We start from the raw sequence: 15,355 nt of genomic DNA on the forward strand, positions 1-15,355 counted from the left end.
GTGCCGGCGCGTCAGCTCGACGGCTTGCGCGCGAGGATCGCCGCGAGTTTCGCGCCGTCCGGGCTGCCGAGGCCCGTGCACGCATCCCAGCCCGACGCGGCTGCATACGTGCCGTTCGAGCCTTTGGTGATGTCGCGCAGCGCGCCCGGATTCTTGTACAGCGTCGGATTGATCCAGCCCGCCGATGTGCCGGCCGATGCGTTGATCCGCGCGATCAGCGCTGCCCACAGCGGCGCGACCGCGCTCGTGCCGCCCATCACCGCGGGCGTGCCCGCGACCGACACCTCGTAGCCCGTTTGCGGCGACGCGTCGCCCGCGACGTCCGGCACGCCGCGCTTCGCGAGCGGCGTGCTGCTGCCGTCGGCGAGCGCAACCGTCAGTCCCTGCTGCCATGCCGGCAGGTCGAACAGCGTGCTGACGCCTCCGCCGCCCGCGCCGCCACCGGCCGCCTCGTCGTTCCACGCGACCTCGCTGCGGATGCCCTGGCCGGGCAACGCATCGAGTTGCGTGCCGCCGCAGCCGAGCACGTACGGGCTCGACGCGGGGAAGTCGACGTGATCGGCGCCGTCCTGCAGCCCGTCGCCCGAGCCGCTGTCGCCCGACGCCGCGCACACCGTGATGCCCTGCGCGGCCGCCGCCTGCAGCACGCGGTTGAACGCGTGCGCCGACTGCGCCTGCCAGATCGCTTCCGGCCCGCCCCAGCTGATCGAGATCACCGACGGCTTGTTGATCTTGTCGGTGACGGCCGCGTTGACGGCCTGGATGAAGCCTGCGTCGCTGTTCGGCGCGAAGTACACGGCGATCTTCGCGGCCGGCGCGATCGCACCGGCGATCTCGATGTCGAGCGCGACTTCGCCGTCCGGGCCGTTCGGGTCGCCGGTCGGCGCATTGCGGCCGGTGCCGACGTTCACGTCGACGAGCGTCGGCGGCGTGCCGATGCCGAGCCCGCGGAAATACTGCTGGATATCGGCCGCGCGATAGCCGCCGCCGAGTTCGACGATCGCGATGCATTGCCCGGCGCCGTCGCCGGCCGGAAAGCCATACAGCGACGCGAGCTGGATCGGCGTGAACGTGACACTCGTGGCGCCGCGCGCCGGCCTGAACGGCGGACGCAGCCGGAAGTGCGGCCGCGCCTGCGGGCGGCTGTCGAGACCGAGCACGGCCGTGACGGCGTCGCCGAGCTCGTCCGGCAGCGCGATCGGGCCCGAGCGGCCGCGGTACTGGCCGATCGAACGGTGCTCGAAACGCTCGAGCTTCACGCTGAACGCCGCTTCGAACTGCTGGATCGTGCCCGACAGCACGACGACGCTTTCGACCGGGTCGACGCGATCGACCGTCAACTGATGTCGACGGGCGAATTCCTCGGTCTTGCGAATGTCGTCGGAATTGGCGGAGAAACGCTGCGCGAACGCTTCGCGCGACAGCGGTTTCGCCTGTGCGTCGCCGGTGGCGAGCTGGTGGACCAACGTATCGAGTTGCCCTTCTTCCTGCCGCCGCAACATGATCGTGACGTGGATGCGTTGTGCCGGATCGCACGGGCCGAGGCACTTGGACTCGGGCACGATTCGGGGTTCACGGTCGGCGTGAAGATGCCTTGCCATGTTCAGACCCTCCTTGGTACCGCGTTGCACGGAACAGCCAGGAAATCGGACACAGCCGGCGGAAGTGGGTTCCGTTCGGTCAGTCGGTTCGCGAATGCGCGAAGTTAAAAGGAGTTTAGATCAGTCAGACGATTTGCGCGCATGCCCTTGTGCGGCGGGCGTCGACACGAACGGCGGCACGGCAGTCGACCTTACCTCGATCGATCGTGGCGTCGCTGGCGCGCCGCAGCAAGGCGGTTCAGTCCATCGACAGCCGCAGCGCGAACCCGATCAGCGCGGCGGAAAACGTCCAGCGCTGGACCGTCTGCGCGAGCGGATGCGCACGCATCCACGCCGCGATGCGCGACGCGCCGAACACGCATGCGAGGTCGAAACACACGCCGGCCGCGACCAGCAGCGCGCCGAGCTCGAACATCTGCCAGACGACGGGCCCGGCCTCGGGCCGCACGAACTGCGGCAGCAGCACCGAGCAGAACAGCAGCGCCTTCGGATTCAGCAGGTTCGTCAGCAGCCCCTTGAAGAACGACTGACGCAGTTCGCCGTGGCCCGCCTCGTCGCCGTCGCCGAGCGCGAACACCGGCGAGCGAAACACCTGAATCGCCACGTACGCGAGATAGAGCGCGCCGCCATAACGGATCGCCTCGTACAGCCACGGCGCGCTGCGAATCAGCGCCGCGACACCGCACGCGGACAGCGTCACGTGCGCGGTGCGCGACAGCGAAAGGCCCGCGGCCGCCGCCATGCCGGGGCGCACGCCGCGGCCGATGCTGGTCTGCAGCACGAGCGCCATGTCGGGCCCGGGCACCGCGTAGATGGCCGCGAGCGCGGCAAGATAAATCAACAGCAAATGGGTGGAAATCATGGTCTGCCCCCGTCCTTCGATGACGATATGTTGCCGCTGAAGGTGGAGGGATTATTGGCCATCTTTGGCTCGGAATTGGCGATCGATAGCGGAATCCGCCACAATCATGCAATCAAGACAAGGATTCCGCCAACATGACCGAACTCGACAAAACCGATCGCGCGATTCTCGCCGCGGTGCAACGCGACGGCCGCCTGCCGATCGCGCGCCTCGCCGATTCCGTCGGCCTGTCCGAAACGCCGTGCGCGCGGCGCCTGAAGCGTCTCGAAAACGACGGCTACATCGAGCGCTACCGCGCGCAGCTGTCGCGCCAGGCGCTCGGCTTCGGCGTCGTCGCGTTCGTGCTCGTGCGGTTCGCAACACACGACCGCAAGGTCGCCGACCGGTTCGAACGCGAAGTGCTCGGCATCGAGCGGATCCTCGCGTGCCACAACGTCGCGGGCACGGCCGACTATCTGTTGCAGGTGGTCGCGCGCGATCTCGACGACTACGGCACGTTCCTGCGCGATTCGCTGCGGATGCTGCCGGGCGTCACATCGATCGAATCGGCACTGTCGTTGCGCGAAGTGAAACACGATGCGGGGCTACCGGTGCCGTGATGCCCGCAGCGGGCCGCTCGCGCGGAATGCTCGGTCGCCGGGCCGGCGTTGCCCGGCCTCACGCGCGACGCACGCGACCTCACACGACGTCGGGCGACTGGTGCGCGCGCTCGAGATCCTCGAGAAACGCTTCGACGAGCGGATCGCCGCGCCCGTCGCGCGCCACGACCATGTGGAACGTGACCTCGTAATGCAGCCGATCCGGATTGAGCGGCGCGAGGAGCCCCTGCGCGACATACGGCGCCGCGAAGTGCTGCGGCAGGTAGCCGAGGTGATGACCTGACAGGATCAGCAACGCGACCGCTTCCATGTTGTCCGCGGTCGCGGTCACGCGATCGGGCGTCGTCGACATCTGCGCCTCCGGCAGCGGATACGAGCGCCACGCCCATTCGAATCCGGCGACGTCGGCCGGCGTGAGCGCGCCGGCGCGTTCGAACAGCGGATGGCTGCGGCCGCAGTACGCGACCTGCCGCTCGATGAACAGCGGCGTGTAGTGCAGCGTCGGCACGCGATGCCAGAAGTAGCCGACCGCGATCTGAATCTCGCCGCTCAGCAGCTTTTCCTCGAGATCGCCCGGCGCGCGCACCGAGATCGAGAAACGCACGGCCTCGTCGCGTGTGCGGAACGCGGCAATCGCCTCGGCGATCCGCGCGTTTTGGCTCACCGGCGTATGGCCAATCAGGCCAATGTTCAGCGTACCGACCAGTTGGCGGTCCATGTGCCGCGCCGCCATCCCGAATTCGTCGAGCGCGGCGAGCAGCTTGCGGCTCATCGCGTGGAACCGCTCGCCCTTCGGCGTGAGCCGGAACCCGCTGCGGCCGCGCTCGCACAGCCGGTAGCCGAGCCGCGTCTCGAGCGACGACAGTTGCGCGCTGATCGTCGACTGGCCGACGTTCAGCATCGCCTGGGCGGCCGACACGCCGCCCGCGTCCGTGACCGCGAGAAACACGCGGATCAACCGCAGATCGAGGGTCGACAGATTCCCCAGCACGCTATTCCCCTTCCATACATCGATGAAAATCGATGTTTACGTCGATATCTTCGCATTCTTCTTTCCGGCCGGACGCGTAAAACTATGTGCCAGGCCGCGTCGAATGATACGGCAACCCCACATCGGAAGAGACAAGCCCATGAACGACCACACCCATTTCCAGCCGCTCGGCGGCAATGAAATGCCGCGCAGCGGCGGCATCGCGACGATGATGCGCCTGCCGCACGTGGCGAGCGCCGCCGGCCTCGACGCGTGTTTCGTCGGCGTGCCGTTCGACCTCGGCACCTCCAATCGCACCGGCGCGCGCTTCGGCCCGCGCCAGATCCGCACGGAATCCGTGCTGCTGCGCCCGTACAACATGGCCACGCGCGCCGCGCCGTTCGATTCGCTGCAGATCGCCGACATCGGCGACGTCGCGATCAATCCGTACAACCTGCACGATTCCATCGCGCGCATCGAGACCGCATACGACGCGATTCTCGCGCACGACTGCAAGCCGATCACGCTCGGCGGCGACCACACGATCGCGCTGCCGATCCTGCGCGCGATCCACCGCAAGCACGGCAAGGTTGCATTGATCCACGTCGATGCACACGCCGACGTGAACGATACGATGATGGGCGAAAAGATCGCGCACGGCACGCCGTTCCGCCGCGCGGTCGAGGAAGGCCTGCTGCACGGCGACAAGGTCACGCAGATCGGCCTGCGCGGCACCGGCTACGCCGCCGAGGATTTCGACTGGTGCCGCGAGCAGGGCTTCCGCGTGGTGCAGGCCGAGGAATGCTGGAACAAGTCGCTCGCGCCGCTGATGGAAGAAGTGCGCGCGCGCATCGGCGACACGCCGGTCTACATCAGCTTCGACATCGACGGCATCGATCCGGCCTACGCCCCGGGCACGGGCACACCGGAAATCGCGGGCCTCACGGTGCCGCAGGCGCTCGAGATCATCCGCGGCGCGAGGGGGCTGAACATCGTCGGTTGCGATCTCGTCGAAGTCGCGCCGCCGTACGATCCGTTCGGCACCACGGCCCTGCTCGGCGCGAACCTTGCCTACGAGCTGCTGTGCGTGCTGCCCGGCGTCGCGTACCGCGACTGATCCCGGCGCACGACCTATTCCAAATCAGAGGATTCCAGAGGAGCACACAACAGATGGGGACTGCCATCAAGCAACCGAAGCGGGCGGCGCTCGCTTCGTTCGTCGGCACCACGATCGAGTGGTACGACTTCTACAGCTACGCGACCGCCGCGGCCATCGTGTTCGGGCCGCTGTTCTTTCCCGGCGAGAGCCGTTTCGTCAGCCTGCTTGCGTCGTTCGGCTCGTTCGCGGTCGGCTTCTTCGCGCGGCCGCTCGGCGGCGTGATGTTCGGCTATCTCGGCGACCGCTTCGGCCGCAAGCGCTCGCTGCTCGCGACGCTGATGCTGATGGCCGTGTCGACGGTCGCGATCGGCCTGCTGCCGACCCACGCGCAAGCCGGCGTGATCGCGCCGATCCTGCTGGTGCTGATGCGCGTGCTGCAGGGCATCGCGGTCGGCGGCGAATGGGGCGGTGCGGTGCTGCTCGCCGGCGAGCATGCGCCCGAAGGCAAGCGCACGTTCTTCGCGTCGTTCGCGCAGCTCGGCAGCGCGAGCGGCCTGATCCTGTCGATGCTCGCGTTCGGCGCGATCAGCACGCTGTCGAAGGACGACATGATGAGCTGGGGCTGGCGCGTGCCGTTCCTCGCGAGCGCCGTGCTGCTGGCGGTCGGCTTCGTGATCCGCGCAAGTGTGTCCGAGTCGCCCGAATTCGAGGAAGTCAGGAAGAGCGGCAACACCGCGCGCAACCCGGTGCACGAGGCGCTCAAGTACTGGCCGCTGCTGCTGCTCGCGATCGGCGCGAACGTGTACGGGATCGCCGGCGTGTACTTCAGCAACATCTTCATGATCAGCTACGCGACGCAGTTCCTGGCGCTCGACCGGTCGATGGTGCTGCATTGCATGACCATCGTCGCCGTGCTGCAGTTCGTCGTGCAGCTCGCGGCCGCGTTCATCGCGCAGCGCTTCGGCACGACGCGCGTGCTGCTGATCACCGGCGCCTGGGCCGCGATCGTGCCGTTCGTGATGCTGCCGCTCGTGCACATGGGCACGCCGTTGTCCATCACGGTCGGCGTCGGCCTCGCGACGCTCGCCGAATCGGGCTACTACTCGGTGGTCGCGGGCTTCGTCAGCGGCATCTTCATCGCACGCATCCGTTACACGGCAATCTCGATCGCATACCAGGTATGCGGTGCGATCGCCGGCGGCCTCACGCCGCTCGTCGCCACGCTGATCGCACAGAACACCGCGCCGCAATGGTGGCCGCTCGCGATCCAGTACACGAGTGCCGCCGTGCTGTCGTCGGTATGCGTGTGGCTGATCTCGCGCCGCGTCAGCATCGACGATGCCGACGCACCCGGCAAGGTCGACGAAGCGTTGCCGCGCGACGCACGCACCGCGTAATCTCGCGCAACGGGCAGGCGACATCGCCTGCCCGTTTGCATTGTGCGTATCGCGGTACGCCGCAACGGCCCCGCCTCCGTGAACATGCCGGTCGCCTGCTCTGCCGCCCGAGCGTCGATCGCGACGACAGGCGGGCGGCATTCGCGGCGTTATCGCACCTGGCTGCGCAGCGTCTTCGCGGCGGCGACCATGTTCGTCAGCGCCGGAATCACTTCCGCCCACTGGCGCGTCTTCAGCCCGCAGTCCGGGTTCACCCACAGGCGCTCGGCCGGAATCCGCTCGGCCGCCTTCTTCATCAGGCCGACGATGTGATCCTGCGTCGGGATGTTCGGCGAATGAATGTCGTACACGCCCGGCCCGATTTCGTTCGGATACCTGAAGCTGTCGAATGCATCGAGCAGTTCCATGTCCGAGCGCGAGGTCTCGATCGTGATCACGTCAGCGTCCATGTCGGCAATCGACGCGATAATGTCGTTGAATTCCGAATAGCACATGTGCGTATGGATCTGCGTATCGTCCTGTACGCCGTTCGCGGTAATGCGGAACGACTCGACCGCCCACTTCAGGTACTCGCCCCATTGCGCGCGACGCAGCGGCAGCCCTTCGCGCAACGCGGCCTCGTCGATCTGGATCACGCGCACACCAGCCTTCTCAAGATCGAGCACTTCGTCGCGGATCGCGAGCGCGAGCTGGTAGCACGACACCGAACGCGGCTGGTCGTCGCGCACGAACGACCAGTTCAGGATCGTCACCGGGCCGGTCAGCATGCCCTTCATCGGCTTGTTCGTCAGCGACTGCGCATACGCGATCCATTCGACCGTCATCGCCTTCGGCCGGCTGATGTCGCCGAACAGGATCGGCGGCTTCACGCAGCGCGAACCGTACGACTGCACCCAGCCGAACTGGCTGAATGCGTAGCCGTCGAGCTGCTCGCCGAAGTATTCGACCATGTCGTTGCGTTCGGCCTCGCCGTGTACGAGGACGTCGAGTTCGAGCGATTCCTGCTCGCGCACGCTGCGCTCGATTTCCGCTTGCATCGCCTTGCGGTAACCGGCTTCGTCCAGCGCGCCTGCCTTGAACCGGCTGCGCGCCAGGCGAATCTCGGCGGTCTGCGGAAACGAGCCGATCGTCGTCGTCGGGAACGCCGGCAGGTTCAGGCGCGCCGACTGTTTCGGCGCGCGCTGCGTGTACGGACTCGCGCGGTTGCCGAGCCGCGCGTCGATGCGCGCGATCGCGGCCTTCACCGCGGGGTTGTGCACGCGCGGCGAGCGACGGCGCGCTTCGATCGCGGCAGCGTTCGCGGCGAGCGCGTCGGCCACCTTGTCGCGGCCTTCGTTCAGCGCGGTCGCGAGCACGTTCAGTTCGTCGAGTTTCTGCAGCGCGAATGCGAGCCACGCGCGGATCTCCGGATCGAGCTTCTCCTCGCTCGCGAGATCGACCGGCACGTGCAGCAGCGAGCATGACGGTGCGAGCCACAGGCGATCGCCCAGTTGCTTTGCGAGCGGCTCGAGCCAGTCGAGCGTCGCGCTCAGGTCCGTCTTCCAGATGTTGCGGCCGTTGATCGCGCCCACCGACAGCACGCGGTCGGACGGCAGTTCGCGCACGAGTGCGTCGATTTCGTCGCGGGCGTTGATCGCGTCGATGTGCAGGCCGTCGACCGGCAGCGAGGCCGCGAGGGTGAGGTTTTCCTTCAGTTGACCGAAGTACGTGGCGAGCAGCAGCTTGATGCGGCGCGTCTCGAGTACGTCGTACGCGGTGCGCAGCGCCACGCGCCATTCGGCGTCGAGCTCGGTGACGAGGATCGGCTCGTCGATCTGCACCCATTCCACACCCTGCGCGGTCAGCGTATCGAGCAGCGCGCCATATACCGGCAGCAGCTTCGGCAGTAGCGCGAGGCGATCGGAATCGTCCTTCGCCTTGCCGAGCCACAGATACGTGACAGGCCCCAGAATCACCGGCTTCGCGGCCACGCCCTGAGCCTGTGCTTCCGCCAGTTGCTGAAGCAGGCGCGACGGATCGAGCGAGAAGTTCGTGTCCGCGTGGAATTCCGGCACGATGTAGTGATAGTTCGTGTCGAACCACTTCGTCATCTCACCGGCCGCGACACCGCCGCAGCATACCGCATGCTCTTGCGCCGACTGTGCGGAACGGCCGCGCGCGACGCGGAAATAGTTGTCGAGGGCATCGCCGTGGAAGTCCTGCACGCGCTTGGGCAGGTTGCCGAGCGTGAAGCTCATGTCGAGCACTTGATCGTAGAACGCAAAATCGCCGATCGGTGCGAGATCAAGGTCGCGTTGGTCGTGCCAGTGCCGTCGGCGCAGTTCGGCGCCGAGCGCCTTCAGTTCGTCGCGCGACGATTCCCCCTTCCAGTAGCGTTCGAGACCGAACTTGAGTTCGCGCTTCGCGCCGATGCGCGGAAAACCGAGGTTGTGTGTCGTAACCATGAAGCTGCCATCCAGAAGAAATTGAAGATTCGGCAGCCATCATAGGGATTTCATCTCATGAAATAAAATGGCATTATTTCATTCATCCATTAAATCTGTTCATGTATCCGTTGGGTGAACGATCGCCATGCTGGAACGATTCCATCTCGTCGTGATTCGCGAAGTCGAGCGCCAGGGTTCGCTGACGGCGGCCGCCAATGCGCTGCATCTCACGCAATCGGCGCTCAGCCATACCGTCCGAAAAATCGAGCAGCAGCTCGGCACGCCGATCTGGGATCGCGAAGGACGCGGCCTGCGGCTCACGCAGGGCGGGCAGTATCTGCTGAAGCTGGCGAACCGGCTGCTGCCGCAGTTCGAACTCGCCGAGGAGCGGATGAAGCAGTACGCGAAGGGCGAGCGCGGCACGCTGCGCATCGGGATGGAGTGCCATCCGTGTTACCAGTGGCTGCTGAAGGTCGTGTCGCCGTATCTGTCACGCTGGCCGGACGTCGACGTGGACGTGAAGCAGCGTTTCCAGTTCGGCGGCATCGGCGCGCTGTTCGGCCATGACATCGACGTGCTCGTCACGCCCGACCCGCTGAACAAGCCGGGGCTGCACTTCGATCCCGTGTTCGATTACGAGCAGGTGCTGGTAGTCGCGGATGCGCATCGGTTCGCGAACACCGATTACGTGACGCCCGAGCAGCTGACCGACGAGGTGCTGATTACCTACCCGGTCGAGACCGACCGGCTCGACATCTACAACCAGTTCCTGACGCCGGCCGGCATCGTGCCGCGGCGCCACAAGTCGATCGAGACGACCGACATCATGCTGCAGATGGTGGCGAGCGGGCGCGGCGTGGCCGCGTTGCCGAGGTGGCTTGCCGACGAGTACGCGGACCGGATGCCGGTCGTGCCGGTCAAGCTCGGCAAGAAGGGCATCATGAAGCAGATCTTCCTCGGCATCCGCGACGCGGACGCGTCGATCGACTATCTGGCCGCATTCGTCGCGCTGGCGCGCGAATCCACGTGGAGCGCACCACGCATGCTGCGCTAGCCGCGCTCGCGCATCGCGTACTTCCGGCGATCCGCACGTCAATGCACAGACTGGTTGGTGTTCACTATATGGACCACGACACGAGCCGTGCACGACACGTCGAGCCACGGCGTTACGGCACGTCACCTTACACATCCGTAAGACCATGATTCGTCATCCGTACTGTCATCAAACTGACTGCTAGCAAAAGCTAGGATCGGACGCGGTTCCCTTACGAGATGCCGTCATGAATCAACCTGCTTCGTCCGCACAGAACAATTCGGCTTCCGTCGAACGCACCAGGCAGGTCGGCTATGCCGTGTTCCTGCTGGTGCTCGTGTTCGGCGCCGGCTATATCGCCACGCACCTCGTCGCCGATCTGGCGCCGGTCCGCGAAGGATCGCTGTTCCCGTACCTGATGCTCGGCGCCGCGCTGCTGATCGCGCTCGGCTTCGAATTCGTCAACGGCTTCCACGACACCGCGAACGCGGTGGCCACCGTGATCTATACCCACTCGCTGACGCCCAACGTCGCCGTGATCTGGTCGGGCATGTGGAACTTCCTCGGCGTGATGGTCTCGAGCGGCGCCGTCGCGTTCGGGATCCTGCAGTTGCTGCCCGTCGAGCTGATTCTGCAGGTCGGTAGCGGCGCAGGCTTCGCGATGGTATTCGCGCTGCTGATCGCCGCGATCATGTGGAACCTTGCGACCTGGTATTTCGGGTTGCCGTCGTCGAGCTCGCACACACTGATCGGGTCGATCATCGGTGTCGGTCTGATGAACCAGTTGATGCACGGGCCGTCCGGCACGAGCGGTGTTGACTGGGGTCAGGCGCTTGGCGTCGGCAAGTCGCTGCTGTTCTCGCCGATCGTCGGCTTCCTGTGCGCCGCCGTGCTGCTGCTCGTGCTGAAAGCCCTCGTGCGGATTCCCGAGCTGTACCAGGAGCCACCGAAGGACCAGCCGCCGCCGTTCTGGATTCGCTGCCTGCTGATCCTCACCTGCACGGGTGTGTCGTTCGCACACGGATCGAACGACGGGCAAAAAGGGATGGGCCTCATCATGCTGATCCTCATCGGCACGGTGCCGACCGCGTATGCGCTCAACAAGGCCGTCACGCCGACCGAAACGCAGACCTTCGTCGCCGTCGCGAACCAGGCTGCCGCGACGTTCGGGAAGTACACGAACGGCGTCGCGCCGTCCGCGAACCCGCGCGCCGACGTCGAACACTACGTGCAGCATCGCGAACTGACGCCTGCCGTGCTGCCTGCCGTGCAACAGCTGTCCACGTCGCTCGCGACCGCGGTCGGCGCGTCGGGGTCGATGGCGGCGGTGCCGCAACGCGACGTCGACAACGTGCGCAACACGATGTATCTGGTGTCCGAAGCGATTCGCCTGATCGAGAAATCGGGGCAGCCCGCGTTCGCCGCCGACGACAAGCTCGCGATCGACAACTACCGCAAGCAGCTGGACCACGCGACGAAGTTCATTCCGACGTGGGTGAAGGTCGCCGTCGCGATCGCACTGGGCCTCGGCACGATGGTCGGCTGGAAGCGGATCGTCGTGACCGTCGGCGAGAAGATCGGCAAACAGCATTTGACCTATGGTCAGGGCGCGTCGGCCGAACTGGTCGCGATGCTGACGATTGGTGCTGCCGATGTATACGGGCTGCCCGTGTCGACGACGCACGTGCTGTCGTCGGGCGTCGCGGGCACGATGGCCGCGAACGGATCCGGGCTGCAGTGGAGCACGGTGCGCAGCCTCGTGCTCGCATGGGTGCTGACGCTGCCCGCGTCGATCGTGCTGGCAGGCGGGCTCTACTGGTTGTTCCGGTCGGTGGCTTGATCGGGCAAATGGTAGGTGGCCGGGGAAAGCTGGCTGCCTGCCGTGGAAGGTTTCGCCGCTGTTTGTCCGCTCGCCTCTTCGCCTCTGCGCCTCTGCGCCTCTGCGCCTCTGCGCTTCTGCGCTTCTGCGCTTCTGCGCTTCTCCGCTTCTCCGCTTCTCCGCTCCGACATGTTTCGGCATTCGCTGCGGCCGTGCCACGCCCGTGCCTTTTCCGCCTTTCCGGATTGGAGCGCAAGATCTGGAGCGCGCCCGCACACGGACGCCGCTAGACTGGGTTCATCAACTTTCATCGTGGCTTCGACCGTGCACGCGACGCTTGCGAGCGTTTCGCTCTGTCGCACGGCGCCACATCGCTGACGAACCGAGGTACGCCCGTGAATATCTCCCATCTGCAACCTGCCGTCGAATCGACGGACATCGTGCAACGCGTCGACGCAATCGACTGGGCGACCGTCGATGTCGAGCTCGATCGTTACGGATGCGCACGCATACCGGGCCTGCTCTCCGCCAGCGAGTGCGACTCGCTCGCGTCGCTCTATCCGCAGGATGCGCTCTATCGTTCACGCGTCGTGATGGCACGGCACGGATTCGGGCGCGGCGAATACAAGTACTTCGCGTACCCGCTGCCTGCACTCATCGCCGAGCTACGCGCGACGCTCTACCCGCACCTCGCACCGATCGCGAATCGCTGGAACCAGGCACTCGGGATCGACGTCCGCTATCCGAAAGAACACCGCGCATTCCTCGATCGCTGCCACGCGGCGGGACAGACACGACCAACGCCGCTGATCCTGCAATACGGCCCCGATGACTACAACTGTCTGCATCAGGACCTGTACGGCGAGCATGTCTTTCCGCTTCAGATCGCGATCCTGCTGTCCGCACCCGGCAGGGATTTTACGGGCGGCGAGTTCGTGCTGACGGAACAGCGACCACGCATGCAGTCGCGCGCCGAAGTGGTGCCGCTGACACAAGGCGACGCAGTGATCTTCGCCGTGCATGGCAGGCCGGTGCAGGGCACGCGTGGCGTCTACCGCGTCAACTTGCGCCATGGCGTGAGCAGAATCCGAAGCGGTCATCGCCATACGATCGGCATCATCTTCCATGACGCGCAGTGACGGGTTGCGGCGTGCAACCCGATGTGTCGCACGATTCGCCATGCGGATCAGTTCACGCGACCGACACCGTGCGTCATTGCGCGACGATCGTTGTGTCGTGCCGCCGCCGCACGGTCAGCGCATCACCGGTGGTAGCGGACGACGGGCACACTGCCCTTCAGACGATCGTCGCCATGACGGATCGCCGTTTCGGGTGTGTGAGCAAATACAGAAGCCTTCACCCGTCACGTCGCCAATGCAATGAGAAATCCGGCTTACCCGCGGGCTGCTTTTGCGCGCAGGCGATCGCCGGCATTGGAAGCCAGCCGCGCGTAGCCGGGCAACGTCAAAAGCGCAAGCACGCCCGCCGCAACAAATGCCCAGCGGAAATCGTCGAGCACGTAATGCATGCCGGCCGCGTCGCCACGCACCAACGCCGCCAGCCGCAGCGACAACGCACCGAACGCGATGCCCATTCCGATCGTCATCTGCTGAGCGGCGCTCCACAGCGTGCTGGCCGCGCTCGTCTGCCTAGCCGGAATATCTGCATACGCGAGCGTCGCGAGCGTCGTGAACTGCATCGACCGGGTGAGCCCATAGACGAATACGACGAACAACGTGATCGCCAGCGGCGTCGACGCCGTCAGCCAGCCACACGCGATCGTGAAGAGTCCGACGAGCGTCACGTCGACGAGCGCAACGCGCCGGAAACCGAATCGGTCGAGGATCCACGACGTTCCCGCCTTCATCCCGAGATTGCCGAGCGCGCTTGCGAGCAGCAGCAGGCCGGACTGGAATGGCGACATCCCGAAGCCGATCTGGAACAGCAGCGGCAGCAGATACGGCACGGCGTTGATCGCCATCCGCGTGACCGAGCCGGTGATTACCGTCACGGAAAATGTCGGCACCTTCAGCGTCGAGAAATCGAGGAGCGGATGTTCACATCGTTGCGCGTGCATCCATGCGGCGATGCCGAACAGCACGCTCGCGCCCACCAGAATACCCGCGCGTGTGAAGTCGACGTCCTGCTGGCCAGCCGCTTCGGTACCGATCAGCAGACACGTCAGCGCAGCGCCTGCCAGCACGAAGCCGACCCAATCGAGCGGTCGCTGCTCGTCGGCGCGCGTATTCCGGACGATCAACCAGGTACAGACGATCGCAGCGATGCCGAACGGGACATTCAGCAGGAAGATCCATCGCCATGACGCGTAGGTCGTGATGAAGCCGCCGATGGGAGGTCCGACGACCGGCGCCACGATGCCCGGCCACGTGATCGTCGCGATTGCGCGCATCAGCCTCGCCTTCTCGGTGCTGCGCACGACGATCATCCGACCGACCGGCACCATCATCGCCCCGCCGACACCCTGCAGCAGGCGCGCGGCCGTGAACGTCATCACGCCCTCGGACAATCCGCATAGCACCGATGCGCCGGTGAATACGAAGATGGCAGTGGAAAACACGGTGCGAGAGCCGTAACGATCGGCGATCCAGCCGCTGATCGGGATGAACACCGCGAGCGCGAGCATATAGGCCGTCATTCCCAGGCTGAGCGCATTCGGCCCGACGCCGAACGAGCGCGCCATTTGTGGCAGTGCGGTCGCAATCACGGTCGTGTCGAGATACTCCATGAAGAACGTTGCGGCGACCAGATACGGCAAGAAGTCGGTCGTCCGACCACCTTGGGCGGGGCTGTCAGTCATGAACGATGTAAAAGACGGAATACCGAGGATGCCGAGTGCCGACAGATTCAAACGAGCGCCGGGAATCGGAACGAATGGCGATATTACCCTGAAGGTCTGGTTGCCCGCTCTGTCGGGCGTATCGCGCAAATGGACTTTATGCGCATAGATTTTTATGACGAAATCATTCTGCGTCGACCGAATCGTCCACAGAGCAGGTCGACACAACAGGTCGACTGAAGGGGAGATCATTCGGGCATTGTGCCGGGAGCAGCGTTGATCGCCGATCATTGATCAACGTCGCGCATCGTCGGCCATTACGACAGCATTGCTGTATGCAGCAACATGGGTTGAACGCTGACTGTAGGTCGATTGGCCCGCTCAGGCGGCGGGTGTGCAGAATATCTCAGTGACGCTAAGAGGAAGATTGCTCGAGAACCGGGGTACTGCGGACCAACGACATCGGTGGCCGGTCGCTGTGTGGTCGGAGCTTGCGGCGATGAAGGCGGGGATGGGTTCGGGATGATGAAGCGGGGATCAGGGTGCGCCGCTCGAGCGCCCCGCGGAGAGGTTTGGTTACCTCCGCGCACATTTGCGCCGCGCCAAATGCAAAAACCCCCGCCTTTCGGGCGGGGGTTTCTGGCTTGAGGGGAGCCTGACGATTACCTACTTTCACACGGGAATCCGCACTATCATCGGCGTAGAGTCGTTTCACGGTCCTGTTCGGGATGGGAAGGGGTGGGACCGACTCG

At 65.4% G+C, this 15,355-nt stretch carries 11 protein-coding genes and 1 rRNA gene; 6 read left to right on the forward strand and 6 right to left on the reverse strand.

Annotated elements, in window-relative coordinates; all coding sequences use genetic code 11:
* Positions 1 to 11: 11 nt before the first annotated feature.
* Both HW466_RS28125 and HW466_RS28130 read right to left on the reverse strand, forming a co-directional pair.
* On the reverse strand, positions 12 to 1,601 hold the full coding sequence (locus HW466_RS28125; RefSeq protein ID WP_060346781.1) for a S53 family peptidase: 1,590 nt from the start codon (positions 1,599 to 1,601) through the stop codon (positions 12 to 14).
* 238 nt (positions 1,602 to 1,839) lie between these two features.
* Complete coding sequence (locus HW466_RS28130) at positions 1,840 to 2,463, reverse strand: LysE family translocator (RefSeq protein WP_059501722.1); 624 nt, start codon at positions 2,461 to 2,463, stop codon at positions 1,840 to 1,842.
* 134 nt (positions 2,464 to 2,597) lie between these two features.
* Between HW466_RS28130 and HW466_RS28135 the strand changes: the two genes are divergently transcribed.
* Positions 2,598 to 3,062, forward strand: coding sequence for an Lrp/AsnC family transcriptional regulator (locus HW466_RS28135; protein WP_044848788.1), 465 nt, complete (start codon positions 2,598 to 2,600; stop codon positions 3,060 to 3,062).
* Positions 3,063 to 3,141: 79 nt separating this feature from the next.
* Here the strand turns inward: HW466_RS28135 and HW466_RS28140 are convergent, their stop codons facing one another.
* Entirely contained in the window at positions 3,142 to 4,053 is a 912-nt protein-coding gene (locus HW466_RS28140; protein WP_151005900.1) for a LysR family transcriptional regulator, read from the reverse strand.
* Positions 4,054 to 4,192: 139 nt separating this feature from the next.
* Between HW466_RS28140 and speB the strand changes: the two genes are divergently transcribed.
* Positions 4,193 to 5,149 (forward strand): agmatinase, encoded by a 957-nt coding sequence (gene speB, locus HW466_RS28145; RefSeq protein ID WP_059450159.1) that lies wholly within the window; start codon positions 4,193 to 4,195, stop codon positions 5,147 to 5,149.
* Positions 5,150 to 5,202: 53 nt separating this feature from the next.
* A complete protein-coding gene (locus tag HW466_RS28150; RefSeq protein WP_151005902.1) occupies positions 5,203 to 6,528 on the forward strand; it encodes an MFS transporter in 1,326 nt (441 codons plus the stop codon).
* 149 nt (positions 6,529 to 6,677) lie between these two features.
* Here the strand turns inward: HW466_RS28150 and metE are convergent, their stop codons facing one another.
* Positions 6,678 to 8,972: a 5-methyltetrahydropteroyltriglutamate--homocysteine S-methyltransferase gene (gene metE / locus HW466_RS28155; RefSeq protein ID WP_174905878.1), complete on the reverse strand. Its 2,295-nt coding sequence runs from the start codon at positions 8,970 to 8,972 to the stop codon at positions 6,678 to 6,680.
* 127 nt (positions 8,973 to 9,099) lie between these two features.
* Between metE and HW466_RS28160 the strand changes: the two genes are divergently transcribed.
* The 3 genes from HW466_RS28160 (at position 9,100) to HW466_RS28170 (ending at position 12,945) form a co-directional block, all read left to right on the forward strand.
* A complete protein-coding gene (locus tag HW466_RS28160; protein ID WP_151005683.1) occupies positions 9,100 to 10,008 on the forward strand; it encodes a LysR family transcriptional regulator in 909 nt (302 codons plus the stop codon).
* A gap of 226 nt (positions 10,009 to 10,234) precedes the next feature.
* A complete protein-coding gene (locus HW466_RS28165) occupies positions 10,235 to 11,827 on the forward strand; it encodes an inorganic phosphate transporter (RefSeq protein ID WP_151005685.1) in 1,593 nt (530 codons plus the stop codon).
* A gap of 374 nt (positions 11,828 to 12,201) precedes the next feature.
* Positions 12,202 to 12,945 (forward strand): 2OG-Fe(II) oxygenase, encoded by a 744-nt coding sequence (locus tag HW466_RS28170; protein WP_151005688.1) that lies wholly within the window; start codon positions 12,202 to 12,204, stop codon positions 12,943 to 12,945.
* Positions 12,946 to 13,199: 254 nt separating this feature from the next.
* On the opposite strand, the gene HW466_RS28175 is transcribed toward HW466_RS28170, so the two are convergent.
* Together HW466_RS28175 and rrf are read right to left on the reverse strand one after the other, a co-directional pair.
* Positions 13,200 to 14,624: a DHA2 family efflux MFS transporter permease subunit gene (locus tag HW466_RS28175; protein WP_151005690.1), complete on the reverse strand. Its 1,425-nt coding sequence runs from the start codon at positions 14,622 to 14,624 to the stop codon at positions 13,200 to 13,202.
* A gap of 632 nt (positions 14,625 to 15,256) precedes the next feature.
* Positions 15,257 to 15,355, reverse strand: a 5S ribosomal RNA gene (gene rrf / locus HW466_RS32350); the annotation flags it as partial.

The sequence above is a fragment of the Burkholderia territorii genome, from assembly GCF_902833055.1.
GTDB classification, from domain to species: domain Bacteria; phylum Pseudomonadota; class Gammaproteobacteria; order Burkholderiales; family Burkholderiaceae; genus Burkholderia; species Burkholderia territorii.